This window comes from Corynebacterium belfantii, assembly GCF_041898185.1.
Taxonomy (GTDB): Bacteria; Actinomycetota; Actinomycetes; order Mycobacteriales; family Mycobacteriaceae; genus Corynebacterium; species Corynebacterium belfantii.
In genome coordinates this window covers 1,700,147-1,720,565 of the sequence record NZ_CP157823.1, presented here as the reverse complement: position 1 = coordinate 1,720,565, position 20,419 = coordinate 1,700,147, and the positions used below count along the sequence as shown (strand labels likewise).

Here is a 20,419-nt window from a genome sequence, read left to right as displayed (position 1 = left end):
CGATCTGAGCACATAGGTATGCAAGCATTGTGTTTCATGGCGTTTTATAAAAGAGAAAACTCCAAAATTAAGTGGTCAGTTCACAATTATCGCGCGTAACGTGTCATGATGGTAGCAATATGACGAATCCAACGAAGCCCATTCCGCTAAATTTTGATAAGCATCGGCGGTCCATGCCCCCGAAGCACTTTGCTGATCTTTCTGCTGGCGAGCGTATCGACGCTCTTAAAGAGCTGGGTCTGCCAAAATTCCGTGCTAATCAGATTGCTCGGCATTATTATGATCGCCTTGAAGCTGATCCTAGTACTATGACTGATTTGCCTGCGGCAGCAAGGGAAAAAGTAAAAGATGCGCTCTTTCCGCAGTTGATGCAGCCGGTGCGTGCTGTTCAAGCAGATGATGGCGAAACCCAAAAAACTTTGTGGAAACTCCATGATGGTACTCTCTTAGAGTCAGTGCTGATGCGTTATCCTAACCGCGCAACGTTGTGTATTTCTTCCCAAGCTGGTTGCGGTATGGCTTGTCCGTTTTGTGCCACGGGCCAAGGGGGACTCGATCGTAACTTGTCTACTGGCGAAATCGTCGATCAGGTTCGTGCTGCGTCAGCGACGATGCAAGCTGAGGGCGGGCGATTGTCCAACATTGTCTTTATGGGAATGGGGGAGCCTCTCGCTAACTACAAGCGCGTCGTCTCAGCAGTTCGACAAATTACAGCACCAGTACCGGAAGGATTTGGCATTTCCCAACGAAATGTCACGGTATCCACCGTGGGGCTGGCTCCTGCTATTCGAAAACTTGCGGATGAGGATCTTTCTGTCACTTTGGCAGTATCGCTACATACACCAGACGATGAATTGCGTAATACCTTGGTTCCCACGAACAATCGCTGGGAGGTTGCTGAGGTTCTAGATGCGGCTCGTTATTATGCTGACCGATCTGGGCGACGCGTCTCGATTGAATATGCACTAATTCGCGATGTCAACGATCAGGGCTGGCGTGCGGATATGTTGGGTAAGAAATTGCATAAAGCTCTTGGGCCATTGGTGCACGTGAATCTTATTCCACTTAATCCTACGCCTGGGTCGAAGTGGGACGCATCTCCCATTGATCGTCAAAAGGAATTCGTCCGACGCGTTATTGCTCAAGGAGTGACGTGTACTGTGCGTGATACCCGTGGGCAGGAAATTGCGGCTGCGTGTGGTCAGCTTGCTGCAGAAGAGCGTTAGCTCTTCGGAAAATGTAGGGGGCGCATAAAAAGCTTCCGCATCTGTGGAATAGATGCGGAAGCTTTTAGTAATTCGATTTAAGTCTCTGGGAGAGCACGGAGGTGACGAACACGCTCTGGCTCGATGTTCAAAGCGCGAAGCTCTGAGTCGCTAAGCTCTGCGTATGGGCCAGTGCAGGTCGCCTGGAGGTAGTTCCAGTCCTTTTCTTTGAAACCTACTGGCTGGTTGTGTGCAGTCAAAGTACGTACCTGCTTACCCTGTGGCTTTACGATCTGAAGGATCAAACCCAAGGCGATCACTGCGGCGAAAACGAAGAGGAAGATTGTCTCAACGTGGCCCTTGTGGTTACCAAAGTTGTAGGCGAGAAGGAATACTACTGATCCCCATCCGGAAAGCTGGATTGCGCGGGTGCCAATGCTGTGCCAACCCCATGCTGCTGAAGGCTCGTCCAGAGTGGATACGCCGTTGTGGATCTCGGGGGCGATTTCGTGGGAACCAGCCACGTTGTTCTCCTTATCTATAACTTTGCCGATCGCACACTCTGGTTGCAGTGAGTTATTTCGCAAGCAATGGTGTGTGAGGAAAAGTAAATGCACGTCAGATTCGGTTCTTATTGTGGCACATTCAGTGTTTCAAAGCGATTTGAACTGTGTGATTATGCATAGTTGTTTGACAAATAAGTAGATTCAGCGTTGTAAATCAAGGTGAATTCACCATTTTCCCCCTATCTTTCATCCTAAAGATGGCGCCCATAAGGGGGGGGGAATCTATAGTCCGAGCAACGAACAAACGCGCTGACAATCCCGCAGGTTATTTCATGGGACATAATGGATTAGGTGAGAAAGAAAATCTTGATTCTGGGCAGCACTGGTTCCATCGGCACTCAGGCGCTTGAGGTTATAGCTTCGCGCCAAGACCAATTTGAAGTGGTAGGTATTGCCGCGGGTGGCCGAGAGACACAATTAATTATCCAGCAAGCTCAGATGCTGGGTTTGGCGGCAGACCATGTTGCTGTGGCCAATGAGAAATCGGCAACTCAAGTCAGTCGTGCACTTGGGGCAGCGGTATTAAGTGGAACTGATGCCGCTACCGACCTCGTTGAGTCGGTGCCAGCGGATACGGTACTTAATGGCCTTGTGGGTTCCATGGGGCTACGGGCCACCTTGGCTACGATTCAACTAGGTGAAGTTCTGGCCTTAGCTAATAAGGAATCGTTGGTTGCCGGTGGTACGTTTGTCACATCTCAGGCAGCCCCAGGGCAGATCGTGCCTGTGGATTCCGAGCATTCTGCGATGGCGCAGTGTTTGCGATCAGGGGCATCAGCGGAAGTATCAAAGTTGGTTCTGACTGCTTCAGGTGGCCCATTCCGCGGCTGGACACGGGAGGAGATGTGGGATGTTACTCCTGAGCAAGCTGCGGCACATCCAACGTGGTCGATGGGGCAGATGAATACATTGAATTCGGCTACTTTGATAAATAAAGGATTGGAGTTAATTGAGGCAACTTTGCTCTTTGACATCCCAGCTGACCGTATTGAGGTGACTGTTCATCCGCAGTCGATTGTTCATTCGATGGTCACGTTTTGTGATGGTGCAACAATTGCTCAAGCATCGCCACCATCCATGTTGCTGTCAATTTCTCATGCTTTGGCATGGCCTCACCGAGTTCCAGAAGCGCAACCGGCTTTGGATTTCTCTCAAGCAAGTACGTGGGATTTCATGCCAGTAGATAATGAGGCTTTCCCCGCAGTTGAGTTAGCGCGCGAGGTGGCTTTGAAACAGGGAACGTATCCAGCAGTGTATAACGCGGCAAACGAGCAGGCGGCCGCTGCGTTTCTTCGTGGGCGCATTAAGTTCCCACAGATTGTCGATATTGTCGGCGAAGTGGTGGCAGGATCTTCACAGTTTGCTGGTGTAGCCTCATCGGTCGAAGAAATTATTGCGCACGAAAGTGAGTCGCGTAGACGAGCAGACGCGCTCGTCGATAAGCTTTCTCGCTGATTAGTTGCGTTGTTGTAGGTACCCTGCAAGGAGTTTGTGCACCCGTGGCCGCATATTTACTTGGCGTTGTTTTATTTGCGACTGGCATCGCCATCACTATTGCTCTGCATGAATGGGGCCATTTTATGGCTGCCCGTGCTTTTGGGATGCGAGTTCGTCGATTTTTTATTGGGTTTGGCCCAACAATCGCTTCGTATCGTCGAGGAAATACGGAATACGGATTTAAAGCGTTTCCTCTCGGCGGGTTTTGCGATATTGCCGGAATGACAAACCAGGATCAGGTAACGCCCGAAGAGGCTCCCCATGCGATGATGCATAAGCCGTGGTGGCAGCGCATCATTGTGCTTCTTGGCGGCATTTTGATGAACGTCTTGGTTGGCTTTGTCACGCTGTATTTTGTGGCTTGTGTTGTGGGGTTGCCTAATTTGAAGGTGGATACAACGCCAGTAGTGGGTGAAGTTGCTTGTGTGCCGAGTAAACAGCTCGATGCGACCACGCTTTCCCCGTGTGAGGGGCAAGGACCCGCAGCACGGGCGGGCATTCAAACAGGGGACGTTATCGTGGCGATCGATCACAAGAATGTTGATAGTTTCACAGCTGTCCGCTCCTATGTTTTTGATAAACCGAACCAGGATCTGACTTTCACCATCGATCGCGATGGGGTGCGTCGCGACGTTGTTATTCGTGTTCAAGAAGTTCACCGCTTATCGACGAATGGTGACGATCTGGTAGCAGGTGCCATTGGCGTGAGCAGTGCACCGTTGAAGAACACGGTGATTCAGTACAACCCTGTGACTGCAGTATCAGGTGCTGCGGTATTTTCAGCGCATATGGTCGGTGCGACTGTTGAAGGACTCGCACAATTTCCGGCAAAGCTACCTGGTGTTGCTGCCGCGATCGTGGGTGGCGAGCGTGATCACAACAGCCCGATGAGCGTTGTTGGTGCATCGCGAGTTGGAGGAGAACTAGTTCAGCATTCTTATTGGTCTTCATTTTTCATGATGCTCGCTAGTCTGAACTTCTTCCTAGCATTGTTTAACCTGATTCCGCTTCCGCCTCTTGATGGTGGACATATAGCCGTTGTGATTTATGAGAAGCTTCGCGACGCCTTCCGTAAGCGCCGTGGCTTGCAACCAGCCGGTCCAGCGGACTACACAAAACTTATGCCACTGACCTTTGCGGTTGCAGGTCTACTTCTTGCCGTTGGTGCATTGGTGATCGTGGCGGACGTTGTTAATCCCATCCGGCTTTTGGGGTAGCAGAGAGGTGGCGGCGAAGGCTGCGCCACTACGGTGGTAGAATTTTCATCATCTGTCTTACACCTAGGTAACGATTGTTCATTTCTGTATCAAGGAGCATGTTTAGTGTCCACCCCTACCGGTCAGCCCATCGGACTCGGATTGCCTGATGCACCGTTGCCCGTCCTCGCCCCACGCCGTAAGACCCGCCAATTAATGGTGGGAAATGTTGGTGTTGGCTCGGACTACCCAGTATCTGTTCAGTCGATGACAACCACCAAGACTCACGATGTCAACGCTACGTTGCAGCAAATCGCGCAGTTGACGGCCTCGGGATGTGACATTGTCCGTGTTGCCTGCCCCAAGACTGTTGATGCTGAGGCGTTGCCTGCTATAGCTAAAAAATCGCCTATTCCAGTGATTGCCGATATTCACTTCCAGCCTAAATATATCTTTGCTGCTATTGATGCAGGTTGTGCTGCGGTTCGTGTTAACCCCGGCAATATCAAAGAATTTGATGGTCGTGTTAAAGAGGTGGCAAAGGCAGCCGGAGACGCAGGAATCCCGATTCGCATTGGTGTCAACGCTGGATCCTTGGATAAGCGCATCATGGAAAAATACGGCAAGGCCACTCCGGAAGCATTGGTGGAATCAGCATTATGGGAAGCCGGTTTGTTTGAAAAATCTGGTTTCGGCGATATTGCGATTTCTGTGAAGCACAATGATCCGGTGGTCATGGTTGAGGCATACCGTCAGCTAGCAGCCCAAAGCGACTATCCACTGCACCTAGGCGTTACTGAAGCTGGACCTGCATTCCAAGGAACGATTAAATCGTCAGTGGCTTTTGGTTCATTACTCTCGCAAGGTATTGGCGATACTATCCGTGTTTCTCTTTCTGCTGATCCAGTAGAAGAGATCAAAGTAGGCGATCAGATCCTTCAGTCTCTTAACCTCCGTAAACGAGGGCTTGAAATCGTTTCTTGTCCATCGTGTGGTCGAGCACAGGTCGATGTGTATTCGTTGGCTGAAGAGGTTACAGCCGCTTTGGACGGCATGAGTATTCCGTTGCGCGTAGCAGTGATGGGATGCGTGGTGAACGGTCCTGGCGAAGCACGAGATGCTGATTTGGGCGTTGCTTCCGGCAATGGCAAGGGACAAATCTTTGTCCGAGGCGAAGTCATTAAGACAGTTCCGGAATCTCAAATTGTGGAGACTCTGATCGAGGAAGCCGTTCGATTAGCGGAAGCAGAAGGCCTCGAAATTGAGGAGGGCGCTGGACCTCAGGTAAAAATTACTCGATAGTAAGTGACCTCTCGGAGGCTTCAAGGGTGCATTGGATTAATATTCCGTGCATCCTTTCTTATTTGAGCTCGGGCGTTGCACAATCGAGTGAAGTCACGCCAGTGTTAGCCTTGTCACCATGGACATCGTCTCTGCTCGATTGGCTCGCCGTGCAACTGGAATCACCTTGGCTGTGTGCCTTGTAGGAAGCAGCTTGACGGCATGTACGCCAAAGCCCAAATCGGCACAACCTGTGGCGGAAGAATTCTTTCACAGCGTAGCAGCACAAGATTTTGATGCTGCAGCACAGCTTACAGACCAAGATGATTCAGCCCGTGAATTGCTCTCACGCTCGTGGGAAGGTTTGCAGGCAGAAGGGCTTGACGTATCCCTCAATAAGGTCGACACCAAAGATACCGTAGCGACTGCAAAATACACGTTGACATGGAAGCTGCCTAAAGACCGCACATTGTCCTATGACACCTCTATGACGCTAAACCGAATTAACGATCAGTGGACAATTCGGTGGCAGCCTGCAGCAGTACACCCCAAATTGGCTGCGAATCAGCACCTTGAACTACGTGCCATTAATGCCGAACGCGCAAGCGTTGTCTCATCCGATGGGGCAGAGGTTCTCGTACCAGGAGTCCAGTATCGTTTGATCGCCGATACTCAACACATCATCGACAAAGCTGCTACAGCACAAACTATCGCAACGCACCTCCGCGCTGCTCGTGCAGCTGACGAGACGGTTCCAGAGCTATCTGCCAGCGACATTCAGCAGGCATTAGAAACCAATCGTGGTTCATATTCACTTGCCGTGGTTAACGAGCGTGCAGGCGACAGCATAAAACAGGCGCTGGCAGGAGTATCGGGAATCCGGCTTAATAAAGAGGCTGCGATGGTTAACAAAGACCCCAACTTCGCACCTGATGTCATTCGCCGGGTGTCGTCGTTAGTGTACGACCAATTGGCAGGAGCAAATGGTTGGAGTGTCGACGCAGTCACACAAGACGGTGCCTCCATGCAAACCATCGAAAGGCATGCTCCTCAGGTTGCGCCAGCAATTCGCATCAGCTTGAACCACAATGTGCAAGTTGCTGCGGAACGTGCCGTCAATCTTCGCAAAGACAAACAATCCATGTTGGTAGCGATTCGGCCATCAACAGGCGAAATTCTGGCTATTGCACAGTCAGACCTAGCAGATAAACAAGGCGACCTAGCACTCAACGGACAGTATCCGCCAGGATCTACTTTTAAGATCGTGACAGCATCTGCTGGTATTCAAGATCAAGGTCTAAATGCGGATTCAATCGTGCCATGCCCTGGAACTATCAACATCTATGGCCGAACAGTGACCAATTACAACGGCTTCTCCTTAGGGAACGTTCCGCTAGAAAAAGCATTCGCACGATCCTGCAACACCACATTTGCCAACATTTCAGAGCAACTTAACGAAGGACAACTCAAAGAAATCGGTCGCGATTTTGGGATCGGAATCGATTACGACATTCCAGGGCTTAATACTCTTACCGGTTCGATCCCCCAGGGAGATACTGAACTTGCACGAACGGAAGCCGGTTATGGTCAGGGCGAAGTACTCGTGAGTCCATTCGGAATGGCTTTAGTATCGGCGACCGCTGCGGCAGGAAAGACCCCAACACCAACGCTCGTTTCTGGCACTACAACAAAGGTTTCTGGAACCGCAGATGGCCTCAAACCAGAAACCGTTGAGCAACTACGACGTCTCATGGGCGCTGTGACCGCGCCGGGCGGCACTGCAGCAGGTATGCGTGCCGGCGGCAAGATTTTCGGCAAGACTGGTGAAGCTGAAATCAATGGCGGATCCCACGCATGGTTTACCGGCTATAGGGATGACATCGCGTTTGCAAGCTTGGTTGTTTTAGGCGGCGGTTCTGAAGCTTCAGTTGCTGTAGTGGATAACTTTTTCACTACTCTTGATGATCTCAACGCGGGTATTGCAGTATCGGAGTAGTACCCCGTTGGTACCAGCGGAGCCTTATTAGGGTTAGCATAGTTTTATGGATATAACTCGAGAACCTTTAAAACCTGGACATCCCACCCCGATTCGTGAGGTTCCGGCATACATCGATCGACCTGAATACGTTTGGAAAGATGAAGTTCAGGAGGCAATCGGAGAGCCTTTCATCCAGACTCCGGAAACAATCGAGGCTATGCGCGAGGCTTCAAAGATCGCGGCAAATGCTTTGCACGTTGCCGGTGCTGCGGTAGCTCCTGGAGTTACCACTGATGAGATCGACCGAATTGCCCACGAGTACATGTGTGATCACGGTGCATACCCTTCGTGCTTGGGATATCGAGGATTCACAAAATCGTCGTGTGTAAGTTTGAACGAGATCGTTTGTCATGGCATCCCGGATACCACGGTGATTCAAGATGGCGACATTGTGAACATTGACATCACGGCATACAAAAATGGCGTGCATGGAGACACTAACGCGACGTTTTTGGCGGGAAATGTTTCCGAAGAACATCGGTTGCTCGTGGAGCGTACATACGAAGCGACGATGCGTGGAATTCGAGCAGCAAAACCTGGTCGTGAAATTAACGTCATTGGTCGTGTCATCGAGTCGTATGCCAAGCGTTTTGGATACTCGGTGGTCACAGATTTCACCGGCCATGGCATTGGTACTACTTTCCACAACGGATTGGTAGTTTTGCACTACGATTCCGACGCGTATCGTGATGTTTTAGAACCAGGCATGACACTGACGATCGAGCCGATGATCAACCTAGGTGGGTTGGATTACCGTATTTGGGAAGACGGTTGGACTGTGCAAAATACGGACTTTAAGTTCACTGCTCAGTTTGAACACACTTTGGTTATTACTGACGATGGAAATGAAATACTCAGCATCCCAGACGATGACGTTAAAGTATTCTAATCTCAGTTGTGCATAACCATGACGGTTGTTTTTCTGCCTAAATAAGGGGGAGTAGCTACATTATGAAATCGTTCCTCGTCGCTGGATGTACGTCGGATGCTGGTAAATCTGTTGTTGTTGCAGGGCTATGTCGTGCGTTGACGAGGAGAGGTTTGCGTGTCGCCCCCTTTAAAGCACAAAACATGTCGAATAATTCGGCAGTTACTCCTGACGAAGGGGAGATCGGCAGGGCTCAAGCATTGCAAGCATATGCGTGCGGGCTTACTCCCAGCGTTGATTTCAACCCGATCTTGCTAAAACCAGGATCGGATCGAACATCACAGCTCGTTGTTCGAGGTATTGCCACAGGTAATGTATCCGCTCGCAGCTATATCGAGCACCGCACTGAGCTTCGAAAAATTGCTGCCGAATCGCTTAACTCGCTTCGTGAGCGTTTCGATGTCGTTGTGTGTGAAGGTGCAGGTTCTCCTGCTGAAACCAACCTGAGGGCGACAGATGTTGCTAATTTTGGTCTGGCGGAGGAATGCGATCTGCCTGTGTATATCGTGGGTGATATTGATCGTGGTGGGGTACTGGCACACTTTTATGGAACTCATCAAATTGTTGATGATGCAGACCGTGCTCGCATCAAGGGGTTTGTTGTGAATAAATTCCGTGGCGATGTGTCGATTCTTGAACCTGGCCTGCAAGACCTAGAAGATCGTCTCGGAGTTCCTACAGTGGCCGTACTTCCGTTTATCCATGGTTTGTGGATTGATGCTGAAGATTCTTTACAATCCACAATCGGTGCAACCGTTGGCCCAGCAGCTGCGCCACTGGGTACACAACGATTGCGCGTCGCTGCTATTCGGCTACCTCGCGTTTCCAACGCTACAGATATTGAAGCCCTAGCTTGTGAGCCCGGAGTCACTGTAACGTGGACAGTTGATCCGGATTCGGTCGCAGAAGCCGATTTAGTGGTCATCCCTGGTTCTAAGGCAACCCTTAGCGATTTAGCCTGGTTGCGTTCTACAGGTGTCGCTGACGCAGTAATGGAACGTGCACGGTCACAGCGACCAATTTTAGGTATTTGCGGCGGCTTTCAAATGATGTGTTCACACATTGACGATCCAGTGGAATCGGGAAGTACTACGTCCGTGGAAGGCCTGGGGATTTTTGACGTTGATATTAAGTTCCATCCTGAAAAGACACTGATTCGTCACGAAAACGTTGGATATGAAGTCCACCATGGTCGTGTTGAACGAAGCACCGAGCAGCCATGGATTGGTAACGAAGGAGCACGAACGCAAAGCAACTTTGGCACTCATCGACATGGATATTTGGAAGATGACGAAGCGCGACGTGATTTCCTTGGCACAGTGTCTACACTCGCACAACGCCCAGGCTTTGTAGTCGCTCCCGCAACTTCTTTTGAAGCGGAACGCAACAAGCAGCTCGACGTGATAGCCGATGCCATCGAACAACATTGGGATCTTGACCAACTCATTACATCGCTTACCTAAAGAAGAAAGCGAAGGGCTGTACAACAAAATAGTTGTACAGCCCTTCGCTTTATGCGATTAGGAGAAATCGAGTCCGAGCAGTGCGTTTTCTGTTAGCTCAGGCAGTGCCGGATGGATCCAGTACTGTTTTGTTGCTACCTCTCGCACATCTAAATCGAAGGCCATGACGGTAATAAGCTGCTGAATAAGAGTAGAGGCTTGAGGGCCGATAAAGTGCGCGCCGAGCAGCCGTCCTGTCTTCTTATCCGCAATGAGCTTGGCAAAATGTTGGGTATCTTCCATAGCCCAGCCATAGGCTACGTCACCATAGTTTTGGATCTTTATTGTGATGGAATATCCAGCGTCACGAGCTTCTTGTTCAGTAAGGCCTACTGTTGCAATCTGAGGGTGTGTGAATACACCTGCAGGAACATGTTGATGCGGCATTGATTTGAGATCTTCAGGATGTAGCAAATTATGCTTTACTGCACGCATTTCAGCATTAGCAACATGCTTGAGCTGATAAGGAGAAGACACATCACCTAGTGCCCACACACCGTCGGCAGTAGTGCGACCAAAATCATCAACCTTAATGCGTTTGCCATCCATGTCGATTCCTGCTGAATCCAGATTCATCTGATCACCATTAGGAATACGACCTGTTGCCACCAAAAGCACTTCGCCGGTTGCAGTGGAGCCGTCGTCAAGCGTCAAAGTGACACCATTGGAGTCCTGATCAACGCTGGATACTGTGCGCCCCAGACGACAATCCATCTTGGTCTTGGTGATTTCAGTGAAACGATGAGAAATATCCGCATCGAGTACACGAAGAAGCTGAGGCGAACGATTGACCACCGTTACGTTTACTCCTAGTGCGGAGAACACATGGGCAAACTCCATAGCGATGTAACCACCACCCAAGACAACCATGGAACGCGGCAAATCGGGCATCCGCATAATCGTCTCATTGGTGTAATAGGTGACCTTTGATTCTTCAATATAAGAAGGAATAAATGGACGCGAACCGGTGGCAATGACGATAGTGTCACCGGAAATAGTCGGGGCGTTTTCGCCATCGCCAATCTGCAATGTTTTAGGTGCAATAAAACGCGCATGTTGGTCATATACGTCGATATTGGGAGTTTTGTCCCCGCGTCGATAATCTTCGCCGCTTGCTGCAATAGGATCAATGCGATGTGCAAATACGCGCTCTACGATGTCAGGCCACTGCACGGAGTCAATAGAAGCCGAAATGCCAAAGCGCTCGGAATCGGCGATGACCTCGGCGATTTCAGAAGCGTACACGAACATCTTGGTCGGAATGCACCCTACATTGAGGCAGGTACCACCAAATTTCCCTTTTTCCACGATGGCAATGGATTTATCGTCAAATTCGGGACCTGGGATGGAATTACCTGATCCGGAGCCAACAATGATCAGGTCGTAATGGCGTGGTTGTTGATTATTCATAAGGAAAGAGGAGTCCTTTCAGGGAACCCGGAAGCAGTGAGTCACGATGACATACAAACTATCAGTATCAAAATATATTTCGAAGCTGAAACAAAGATCAGATTGTGTGTTCAGAAAGAATTATGTTCATCCAGCGTACCGACTTCTCCAATGCTTGCAGACGTGCAGGTTTCTGAGAGAGATATACGTCATGAACAGCACCGCGAATCGTGCACACAGAGACGTATTCAGATAAATGGGGTGCCCATCGTTTCATTTGCTCAACGTCTAATACAGTGTCAGTAACCTGTGCACGCGGAGAAAACTTACCGCGTAATGACGAATGGTCAGAACACAACATCAGAAGCGGTATGCCGCAATCGACTGCGTCATTGTGCACCAATGACTGCGCCGTATCTATGGCATGTAACCAACCGAGCTTACGAAGATGGCCGGTCAAAGGCTTAAAACTTATATCATAGTCCCACTCCCCACTGCGGCTAGCGTGTAAGGACCGCCCATAGGTACCTTCTTTTGAACGCCCGAAAGAAGTATGGGGAAAACGTCGTGCGGCGCGAGTCAATATGGGCCTCAATGCTCGGGTGACCGTTGCAGGAGTCATCATGTCCAGCCACGGGCTGTTGAGTATCGCGCCGGGAATCGTAGGATGTAAAGTCTCGCGTTGGCGAAGGCCATCTAACCAGTGGGCAATAATTAATCCGCCGGTTGAGTGTCCTATAGGAAATATTGTTGGGTGGAGCTCTTCGATGATGGATTTAGCGCGGTCTAACTCCTCGAAATATCGGGAAATATCCGATATGTAGTGCCACGACTGGTCATTGCGATGAGAGCGACCACACTTGCGAAGGTCCAGTGCGTACACACTGAATCCGTGCTGATGAAACCACTGTGCCACATGGCGTTGGAAAAAATAATCGGTCATTCCGTGGACAAAAAGGACTGCAGTCCGGCTTGTAGCTGGTGGTTGGTCAGCGGGAGCGTAGCGTACAAGCGTGGCAAATATATCGCCTTCGCCACCTTCGCTGACGGGATCAGCGCCTAACGGGATGACGAGCTGTTGAAAGCTTTTCCCTAAAATGTCGGGTTGCCATTCGTAATCAGGAGCAGTCATACCCAATAAATTTAGTTTGTTTGGTGTGCACAAGGAAGTGAGCCTGAGATGAATCAATCGGAATTATCTAGTCCCCAATGGGTTGATTTTAACCTATCTTTAGGGGGAGGTCTACTGCATAGAAATGCAGGTCTAGCCACAAATGGGTGGGTTATTGCCCAATCGAATGCTTTGCAGGCGTACACTAAACCGATGATGAACTGAATTTTTAAGGATGTGTCAACTATTTTGCATTTTGGTTGATGGTTCAAACCGTAGGTGATGAGCACGTAAAACAAAACGTGTGAATTCCTACAGCGGTTGCCGAGTGATCGGCTGACTTTAGTTCATGGGACACTGGGAAATACGTCGAAGGCAATACTCAAGGAAGTTTAAAATGGCAGACTCCACCACTGCGCAACAAGTCACCGACGAGGTCGATGTTGCGCTCATCGGTGCCGGCATTATGAGCGCTACGTTGGGTGCAATGCTTCGCACCTTGGAACCTGGTTGGACCCAGGTTATGTTTGAGCGCTTGGATGCCCCCGCGCAAGAATCTTCTTCACCTTGGAATAACGCAGGTACGGGTCACTCGGCACTATGTGAGCTGAACTACACGCCTGAGGTGAAGGGGCGGGTACAAATTGACAAGGCTTTGGGTGTTAACGAAAAGTTCCAAATTTCTCGTCAGTTTTGGTCTTACCAAGTAAACGAAGGCGTTTTACCTTCGCCACGTGAGTGGATCAACCCAGTTCCACACGTATCCTTCGGACGTGGCGAGGGCCAAGTTGCTTATTTGAAGAAGCGTTACGAGGCACTTGCTGCGCACCCTCTGTTCCCGAACATGCAATACACGGATGATCGTGCCAAGTTCGCTGAAATGCTGCCGCTTATGGCTGATGGTCGTAGCGAGTTTGAAAAAGTTGCTATTTCATGGACCGACGCTGGTACGGATATCAACTATGGTTCCCAGACGCGTCAATTCCTTAAAGCCGCAGAGAAAAATGGCACCGAGATCCGTTACGGGCACGAAGTTAAAGACATTAAACGTGATGGCGCTAAGTGGCGTGTGACGGTCAAGAATGTCCATACCGGAGACACCCAAGTTATTCGCGCTAACTTTGTGTTTGTTGGTGCTGGCGGCATGGCATTGCCATTGCTGCAGAAAACGGGCATTGTGGAAATCCGTGGTTGGGGTGGCTTCCCAGTTTCGGGTCAGTGGCTACGATGCACTAATCCTGACATTATTGAACAGCATGCTGCCAAAGTTTATGGCAAGGCATCAATTGGTGCGCCTCCGATGTCGGTTCCACACCTTGATACCCGTGTGATCGACGGTGAAAAGGGCTTGCTGTTTGGCCCTTATGCTGGGTGGACTCCGAAGTTCTTGAAGAAGGGCTCCTATTTGGATCTCTTTAAGTCGATTCGTCCAACCAACTTGATGTCCTACTTGGGTGTTGGTGCACAAGAGTTCGGCCTTACCAAGTACCTCATCACGGAGGTCATGAAGGACCAGGCTGCGCGCATGGAATCGCTGCGTGAATACATGCCTAATGCAAAGGATGAGGATTGGGAGCTGGTCACTGCTGGTCAGCGTGTGCAGGCAATTCAGCCTGTTGTTGGTCCTCGATTCTCGACTCTTGCGTTTGGTACTTCATTGATCAACTCTGCTGACGGCTCCGTAGCGGGAATCTTGGGTGCCTCGCCTGGTGCGTCTATCGCTCCAGCCGCAATGCTTGAGCTGCTCGAGCGCTGCTTCGGTCAGAAGATGGTGGAATGGGGTTCAACGATCAAAGATATGATCCCTTCATATGGTATCCGTTTGGCAACGGATCAGAAGCTCTTCCACGAGATCTGGGATCACACCCAAGCAACTTTGCAGCTTGATAAGAAGTAAAGCTGCTTTGTGCACACTTTTAATGGTGTATATGGGATTAACCTAGATCCCAATGCCTCGTCGTTCGGTGCACAGAAAGTGCCCGTTTCGTCGAGGCATTTTCATTAAGCTAGACTCAATGGAAGTTTGACCATGTCGAGCTACAGCGTTTACTTCATGCTGCGCGGTAGCTCATCGTCTCCTCAAGGATTAGATAATGTCAACGAAGCAGTCTCCGCTATTTCCTTTTTCTGCTGTTGTAGGCCAAGATCAACTGCGACTCGCGTTAATTCTTACGGCGATTTCACCTCGAATTGGTGGCGTAGTAATCCGCGGTGAAAAGGGAACCGCGAAAACGACGGCGGTTCGTGCATTTGCAGCGTTGCTAGGTGATGCGCCACTGGTCAATCTTCCCATTGGAGCAACGGAAGATCGCGTTGTTGGCTCGTTAGATATGGAGACTGTGCTGACAACAGGAAAAGCTAAGTTTCGTCCGGGCTTGCTGTCCCAAGCACATGGTGGTGTCTTGTACGTCGATGAGGTCAACTTGTTGGCTGATCATCTCGTTGATGCGCTACTTGATGCAGCCGCAACTGGGCAGGTGACTGTTGAACGTGATGGTATTTCGCATACAGCTCCTGCTCGTTTTGTGCTCGTAGGAACCATGAATCCAGAAGAAGGGGAGCTGCGGCCTCAGCTGCTCGATCGTTTTGGACTTTCTGTAGATGTTGCAGCATCGAAGGATGTTCAGATTCGGGCAGAAATTATGCGCAGACGACTCGATTTTGAATCTAATCCCATTGATTTTGCACAACGCTGGCATGCACTAGACGAGAACACGTCGCAAGCAATCAAGAGCGCGCAAGAACGTGTGGATAGCATTGTGCTTAGTGATACAAATTTGGCACGCATCGCTCATATTTGTGCTTCTTTTGATGTCGATGGCATGCGTGCTGATCTCGTTATTGCTCGTACTGCTATTGCCCATACGGCATGGCGCGGAGATTCGCTGGTGACTGACGAGGACATCAAAGTAGCAGTAGAACTTGCTCTGCCACATCGACGTCGTAGGGATCCGTTTGATGAACCCGGCCTAGATCAAGACCAACTTGATGAAGTTATGGATGAAGCGCGTGACCAGCACCCAGAGATGGTTGATCCTGCTGAACAATCAGCACATGAGGATCAAATAGAAAACGAAACTTCTGTTCAAAAAGATCATCTAGACGATCAAGAAACTCAGACTCCTGATTCCGATGAGCAGGAGGGCAGCGCTTCCCAAGGCGCCCCCTTTCGTCCCTAAGGTTTTTCGGCGTAGTGGAATAGGTAATGAAGGCGCCGCAGGGCGTCGTTCACAAGCATATTCAGCCAACGGTTCTACAGTGCGTGCAGTACGTGGCGGGCACGGGATTAATATCGTGGGATCAGTTTTTGCGGCTGCTGAACGTGGTGCTCGTATCCGCGGTTCGATGATTGATTTTCGCCCCGAAGATCTTCGAGGATCGTTACGCAGAGGTATGGAATCTAACCTCATAGTATTTGTGGTTGATGCCTCTGGCTCTATGGCTGGACAAGATCGTCTGGCATCGGTCACCGGCGCCGTGCTGTCGATGCTGCGCGATGCGTATCAAAGGCGTGACAAGGTAGCTGTTATTAGTGTGCGTGGTGCATCACCAGAACTAGTGCTTCCGCCTACGGGTTCGATCGATGTGGCGTATCGGAGACTTTCGAATGTGACGATGGGTGGCCGTACTCCGTTGGGCGAAGGACTCAACATGGCACATTCGGTTATCAAGAGAGAATTCATTAAGGAGCCGAATCGGCGTGCTCTACTTGTCGTATTATCTGATGGGCGTGCAACCGGCGGATCGGGACTCGCAGGGGCACGTACGGCAGCTCAAGGGATCGCACGTCGAGGACTTACCGGCAGTGTAGTAGTTGATTGCGAGTCTGGTGGTCGGGTGACATTGGGGTTGGCTCGTGAACTGGCGCAGCAGCTGCAAGGCGTATGTGTCAAACTTGACGAACTTAACGCTGATTCGGTGTCAGGTTTGATCAAAGCGCTGTAGGCGTTCACGGTAGAATGCCACACAGCGGTTATCTTTTTCATTCGCTTATGCGGAAAATATGAGAAAGCATGATTTGCTCGCATGATCAACGACATAACTACTGGATGCAAGGGAGACACGCATGCCTCAAGGAAAACTCGATCCAGCTTCGGTTCCAGATGATGGTTTAACTACTCGTCAACGTAGGTTGTTGCCGATTACAGCTGTTCATGCTGGTCCTGGCAAAGGTAAATCAACAGCTGCTTTTGGTATGGCGCTACGTGCGTGGAATCATGGTATGAACATCGGAGTTTTCCAATTCGTCAAATCCGCAAAATGGCGTGTTGGCGAGGAGAGCGTGTTCAAACAACTAGGTCAATTACATATCGATAGTGGGGTGGGGGGACCTGTTGAATGGCACAAGATGGGGGAGGGCTGGTCGTGGTCAAAAAAGCGAGGATCTGATGAAGACCATGCTCGTGATGCACGCGAGGGATGGGAAGAGATTAAGCGGCGGTTAGCGTCCCAAACTCATGATTTTTATGTACTCGATGAATTTACTTATCCCATTGCGTGGGGTTGGATCGACATCAACGATGTCGTTGAGACGTTGAAGAATCGACCAGGAACTCAACATGTGGTCATCACAGGGCGAAATGCTGCACCGGAGCTTATCGACGTCGCCGATTTGGTTACTGAGATGACAAAGATTAAGCATCCGATGGATGTTGGTCGCAAGGGACAAAAGGGCATCGAATGGTAACAACGCCGGGGTTCGTCATTGCTGCAACCTCATCAGGGTCGGGCAAAACCACAATTGCAACAGGCATGATGGCCGCATTGTCTAGAAGGATGCGGGTTGCACCTTTTAAGGTAGGCCCAGATTATATTGATCCCGGTTACCACGGTATGGCTGCGGGGCATCAAGGTCGAAATCTTGACTCTGTGATGTGCGGAATTGATTTAATCGGTCCGTTATATGCGCATGGAAGCGCCAACGCTGATATCGCTATCGTTGAAGGTGTGATGGGTCTTTTTGATGGTCGAATTGTGCAGGGGCAAAATACTGCGGATGCCCAAGCACAAGGTTCTAGTGCGGAAATCGCAGCGGCTCTTGGCCTGCCCGTTGTTCTTGTGGTCGATGTTCTCGGAATGAGCCAGTCTGTAGGAGCGGTCGTTCGTGGCTTTGCTACTGCTGATCCCCATGTGCGTATTGCTGGAGTGATCCTCAACAAGGTTGGAACTGATCGCCATGCGGAGGTTTGTCGCGAAGCAGTTGAAGCTGTGGGGGTCCGCGTATTAGGAACAATTCCGAGAGTAGATCACGCCGAAGTCCCATCGCGGCATTTAGGCCTTATCACTAGCGTTGAACTTGATGCGGCTGAAGATGCTGTTGCAGCAATGGCGATCATGGTCGAAGAACACGTTGATCTCGATGCCCTCATTGAGCTCGCTGATTGTGCCTATAACGGTCCTGCGTGGGATCCAGCGCTGGCCATGGGGATTGATGAGGCCGAAGGGTTTGATCATGCACCAGTAATCGCTTTGGCCGGAGGTCCGGCATTTTCTTTCACTTATACGGAACATGTTGAGATGCTTTCTGCTGCTGGCGCAACAGTTGTTGCTTTTGATCCTTTATCTGAAGAATTGCCGCAGTGTGATGGTTTGATCATCCCAGGTGGTTTCCCTGAAGAACATTGTGATGTGTTGGAGAAGCGGGCGGAGCTTAAAGAACAAGTGCGTGATGCGATAGCTCAAGGGATCCCTGTGCATGCAGAATGTGCCGGCTTGTTGTGGTTGCTTTCTACCCTTGACGGGCATCCGATGCTTGATGTCATCCCTACTCAGGGTGCTATGGGACGCCGCCTCACGCTAGGGTACCGAGATGCGGTAGTGGTACATGATTCGGTGATTTATCGTGCCGGTGAACGAGTAACAGGCCACGAGTTCCATCACACAGCAATTGCGGATTCAGTGGTACCTGGTTGGGATAGCGCATGGGGTTGGCGTGCTTGGGATGGAAGTCCCAAAGTTGAAGGATTTGTATCAGGCAACGTTCATGCTAGTTACCTTCATGTCCATCCTGCTGCTGTTCCCGCCGCTGTGAGAAAGTTTGTAGAGGCCTGTGCACGCTGAGTACGGTTTTGTTTCCACTCCTGATGGCCAGTTTTGTGTTGTCACCGATTCGATGACACACAAAATTTTGGCATCAGGATGGACGGAAAATGTGAGTGAACTTGTTGGCTTGATCCATCGAGACTTTCGACCTCTGAGCATGCGGGAGGCTGATGTTTCGCTATCTATACAAACTGTCATCAGTGCGTACTATGACGGTCAGTTCGCAGGGATTGTCACGGTGCCGCTTCTATACAAGGCTACGGATTTTCGGATGTCTGTATGGTCTGCTCTTCGAAGAGTTCCGAGTGGTACGCCAGTATCGTATACAACGTTGGCGAGGATGAGCGGACATGAAGGTGCAGTAAGGGCTGCGGCGTCGGCATGTGCGAACAATCCGGTGGCATTATTTGTGCCCTGTCATCGTGCGATTCGTTCTGATGGTTCTTATGGTGGATTTCGCTATGGTCTTGCCGTTAAACGGTCGTTGTTAACACGGGAAGTTGCACATAATAACTGAAAACTGTATCCATTAAGGAATGTCGTATTCAACTCCCGTCACCGTCTTGTCTGGTTTCCTAGGATCAGGAAAAACCACGCTTCTCAACCAAATGCTGTCTAACCGCGAATCCAAAAAAATAGCGGTCATTGTCAATGACTTTTCAGAAATCAACATTGATGCAGCTCTCATCGCAGGTGAAGGGCATCTTGAACGCGGCGAAGACAAATTTGTTGAACTAACCAACGGCTGCATTTGCTGCACGCTTCGCGATGACTTGGTCCAGTCCGTCGGCGCACTAGCATCAAGCGGCGACTACGATCACATTGTGATTGAGTCAACGGGCATATCCGAACCAATGCCGGTTGCCGCCACCTTCGAATGGGTATGGGACGATGGAACTCGACTAGCCGACATTGCACCGATCGACACGATGGCAACTCTTGTCGACGCTTCTCAGTTCTTGACCTACATGGGCAAGAAGACCTACCTCACTGACCGTGATCTAGGTGCCACCGAAGACGACGAACGAACAATTGCTGATTTGCTCGTTGATCAAGTGGAATTCGCTGACAAGATTTACATCACCAAATCAGACCTAGTCGATGACGAGCGCTACCATGCCACTGAAGCACTCGTGCGTCGTATGAATCCCCGCGCAAGTATCGACAAACTTGTCGACGGTCGAGTCATTACTGTCAGCGGTGAAAACCGAAATGCCATCAATGACCTGCTCGGGGCCATGTGCTACGACGAAGAAACTGCGCGGACCTATCAGGGGTATGTTGCAGAACTAGATAATCCACACACCCCAGAAACTGAGGAATACGGAATTAGCTCTTTCGTTTTCAAAGGAGATCGTCCCTTTGACCGGCAGCGCCTCATAGCCGCCTTGCGCTCGACTCGTGGGATCGTGCGTTCCAAAGGACACTGCTGGATTTCCGACCGCATCGATATGGTACAGGTATGGCATCAAGCCGGACCTGACCTACGGATTGCGCCTGCAGGCTACTGGCAATCAGCTGGAATTACGCCCTCAAACGAAATTGTCGTCATTGGCGTAAATTTTGATCACGCTCAAGCCCAGCAACTTCTCAATGAAGCCATGCTCAGCGATTCCGAAGTACAACAACTGCTGAGCACCGCCGATACAGCAACGAGCTAGCGC

17 protein-coding genes are annotated in these 20,419 nt (G+C 50.3%); 14 read left to right on the top strand and 3 right to left on the bottom strand.

Annotation, left to right across the window (positions count from 1 at the left end; translation table 11 throughout):
• The first annotated feature begins 119 nt into the window (after positions 1–119).
• Positions 120–1,226 carry a 23S rRNA (adenine(2503)-C(2))-methyltransferase RlmN gene (gene rlmN, locus ABMV07_RS08575; protein WP_088266231.1) on the top strand — a complete coding sequence of 369 codons (1,107 nt, stop codon included), beginning with the start codon at positions 120–122 and terminating at the stop codon, positions 1,224–1,226.
• A 77-nt stretch (positions 1,227–1,303) separates the two neighbouring features.
• Here the strand turns inward: rlmN and ABMV07_RS08570 are convergent, their stop codons facing one another.
• Positions 1,304–1,729 carry a DUF2631 domain-containing protein gene (locus tag ABMV07_RS08570; protein ID WP_162841382.1) on the bottom strand — a complete coding sequence of 142 codons (426 nt, stop codon included), beginning with the start codon at positions 1,727–1,729 and terminating at the stop codon, positions 1,304–1,306.
• Positions 1,730–2,062: 333 nt separating this feature from the next.
• Between ABMV07_RS08570 and dxr the strand changes: the two genes are divergently transcribed.
• The 6 genes from dxr (at position 2,063) to ABMV07_RS08540 (ending at position 10,174) form a co-directional block, all read left to right on the top strand.
• Entirely contained in the window at positions 2,063–3,226 is a 1,164-nt protein-coding gene (gene dxr, locus ABMV07_RS08565; protein WP_088266233.1) for a 1-deoxy-D-xylulose-5-phosphate reductoisomerase, read from the top strand.
• A gap of 44 nt (positions 3,227–3,270) precedes the next feature.
• Positions 3,271–4,485, top strand: coding sequence for an RIP metalloprotease (locus tag ABMV07_RS08560; protein ID WP_088266234.1), 1,215 nt, complete (start codon positions 3,271–3,273; stop codon positions 4,483–4,485).
• 105 nt (positions 4,486–4,590) lie between these two features.
• Positions 4,591–5,766 (top strand): flavodoxin-dependent (E)-4-hydroxy-3-methylbut-2-enyl-diphosphate synthase, encoded by a 1,176-nt coding sequence (gene ispG, locus ABMV07_RS08555; protein WP_088266235.1) that lies wholly within the window; start codon positions 4,591–4,593, stop codon positions 5,764–5,766.
• A 118-nt stretch (positions 5,767–5,884) separates the two neighbouring features.
• Positions 5,885–7,741 carry a penicillin-binding transpeptidase domain-containing protein gene (locus tag ABMV07_RS08550; RefSeq protein WP_088266236.1) on the top strand — a complete coding sequence of 619 codons (1,857 nt, stop codon included), beginning with the start codon at positions 5,885–5,887 and terminating at the stop codon, positions 7,739–7,741.
• 46 nt (positions 7,742–7,787) lie between these two features.
• Complete coding sequence (gene map / locus ABMV07_RS08545) at positions 7,788–8,672, top strand: type I methionyl aminopeptidase (RefSeq protein WP_088266237.1); 885 nt, start codon at positions 7,788–7,790, stop codon at positions 8,670–8,672.
• A 62-nt stretch (positions 8,673–8,734) separates the two neighbouring features.
• Positions 8,735–10,174 carry a cobyric acid synthase gene (locus ABMV07_RS08540; RefSeq protein ID WP_197691757.1) on the top strand — a complete coding sequence of 480 codons (1,440 nt, stop codon included), beginning with the start codon at positions 8,735–8,737 and terminating at the stop codon, positions 10,172–10,174.
• A gap of 57 nt (positions 10,175–10,231) precedes the next feature.
• On the opposite strand, the gene mtr is transcribed toward ABMV07_RS08540, so the two are convergent.
• The gene (gene mtr / locus ABMV07_RS08535; RefSeq protein ID WP_088266239.1) at positions 10,232–11,623 is read right to left on the bottom strand and encodes a mycothione reductase; all 1,392 of its coding nucleotides are present in this window, start codon (positions 11,621–11,623) and stop codon (positions 10,232–10,234) included.
• A gap of 97 nt (positions 11,624–11,720) precedes the next feature.
• Positions 11,721–12,734 carry an alpha/beta hydrolase gene (locus ABMV07_RS08530; RefSeq protein WP_196977546.1) on the bottom strand — a complete coding sequence of 338 codons (1,014 nt, stop codon included), beginning with the start codon at positions 12,732–12,734 and terminating at the stop codon, positions 11,721–11,723.
• 376 nt (positions 12,735–13,110) lie between these two features.
• Between ABMV07_RS08530 and mqo the strand changes: the two genes are divergently transcribed.
• The 7 genes from mqo (at position 13,111) to ABMV07_RS08495 (ending at position 20,416) form a co-directional block, all read left to right on the top strand.
• A complete protein-coding gene (gene mqo, locus ABMV07_RS08525; protein ID WP_197691410.1) occupies positions 13,111–14,610 on the top strand; it encodes a malate dehydrogenase (quinone) in 1,500 nt (499 codons plus the stop codon).
• A gap of 196 nt (positions 14,611–14,806) precedes the next feature.
• A complete protein-coding gene (locus ABMV07_RS08520) occupies positions 14,807–15,892 on the top strand; it encodes an ATP-binding protein (RefSeq protein ID WP_088266242.1) in 1,086 nt (361 codons plus the stop codon).
• Entirely contained in the window at positions 15,846–16,658 is an 813-nt protein-coding gene (locus ABMV07_RS08515; RefSeq protein WP_088266243.1) for a vWA domain-containing protein, read from the top strand. The genes ABMV07_RS08520 and ABMV07_RS08515 overlap by 47 nt, the downstream gene beginning before the upstream one ends.
• Positions 16,659–16,779: 121 nt before the next feature.
• Complete coding sequence (gene cobO, locus ABMV07_RS08510) at positions 16,780–17,400, top strand: cob(I)yrinic acid a,c-diamide adenosyltransferase (protein WP_197691756.1); 621 nt, start codon at positions 16,780–16,782, stop codon at positions 17,398–17,400.
• The gene (locus ABMV07_RS08505; protein ID WP_088266245.1) at positions 17,394–18,773 is read left to right on the top strand and encodes a cobyrinate a,c-diamide synthase; all 1,380 of its coding nucleotides are present in this window, start codon (positions 17,394–17,396) and stop codon (positions 18,771–18,773) included. The genes cobO and ABMV07_RS08505 overlap by 7 nt, the downstream gene beginning before the upstream one ends.
• A 52-nt stretch (positions 18,774–18,825) precedes the next feature.
• The gene (locus tag ABMV07_RS08500; protein WP_306304263.1) at positions 18,826–19,272 is read left to right on the top strand and encodes a methylated-DNA--[protein]-cysteine S-methyltransferase; all 447 of its coding nucleotides are present in this window, start codon (positions 18,826–18,828) and stop codon (positions 19,270–19,272) included.
• 19 nt (positions 19,273–19,291) lie between these two features.
• Positions 19,292–20,416 (top strand): GTP-binding protein, encoded by a 1,125-nt coding sequence (locus ABMV07_RS08495; protein WP_197691755.1) that lies wholly within the window; start codon positions 19,292–19,294, stop codon positions 20,414–20,416.
• The last annotated feature ends 3 nt before the right edge of the window (positions 20,417–20,419 follow it).

What these genes read in the sequence shown, in the direction of transcription:
- rlmN (WP_088266231.1), top strand. Translation starts at nt 120, where the DNA reads ATGACGAATCCAACGAAGCCCATTCCGCTAAATTTTGATAAGCATCGG.
- ABMV07_RS08550 (WP_088266236.1), top strand. Translation starts at nt 5,885, where the DNA reads ATGGACATCGTCTCTGCTCGATTGGCTCGCCGTGCAACTGGAATCACC.
- map (WP_088266237.1), top strand. Translation starts at nt 7,788, where the DNA reads ATGGATATAACTCGAGAACCTTTAAAACCTGGACATCCCACCCCGATT.
- ABMV07_RS08540 (WP_197691757.1), top strand. Translation starts at nt 8,735, where the DNA reads ATGAAATCGTTCCTCGTCGCTGGATGTACGTCGGATGCTGGTAAATCT.
- mtr (WP_088266239.1), bottom strand. Translation starts at nt 11,623, where the DNA reads ATGAATAATCAACAACCACGCCATTACGACCTGATCATTGTTGGCTCC.
- ABMV07_RS08530 (WP_196977546.1), bottom strand. Translation starts at nt 12,734, where the DNA reads ATGACTGCTCCTGATTACGAATGGCAACCCGACATTTTAGGGAAAAGC.
- mqo (WP_197691410.1), top strand. Translation starts at nt 13,111, where the DNA reads ATGGCAGACTCCACCACTGCGCAACAAGTCACCGACGAGGTCGATGTT.
- ABMV07_RS08520 (WP_088266242.1), top strand. Translation starts at nt 14,807, where the DNA reads ATGTCAACGAAGCAGTCTCCGCTATTTCCTTTTTCTGCTGTTGTAGGC.
- ABMV07_RS08515 (WP_088266243.1), top strand. Translation starts at nt 15,846, where the DNA reads ATGAGCAGGAGGGCAGCGCTTCCCAAGGCGCCCCCTTTCGTCCCTAAG.
- cobO (WP_197691756.1), top strand. Translation starts at nt 16,780, where the DNA reads ATGCCTCAAGGAAAACTCGATCCAGCTTCGGTTCCAGATGATGGTTTA.
- ABMV07_RS08505 (WP_088266245.1), top strand. Translation starts at nt 17,394, where the DNA reads ATGGTAACAACGCCGGGGTTCGTCATTGCTGCAACCTCATCAGGGTCG.
- ABMV07_RS08500 (WP_306304263.1), top strand. Translation starts at nt 18,826, where the DNA reads ATGACACACAAAATTTTGGCATCAGGATGGACGGAAAATGTGAGTGAA.
- ABMV07_RS08495 (WP_197691755.1), top strand. Translation starts at nt 19,292, where the DNA reads ATGTCGTATTCAACTCCCGTCACCGTCTTGTCTGGTTTCCTAGGATCA.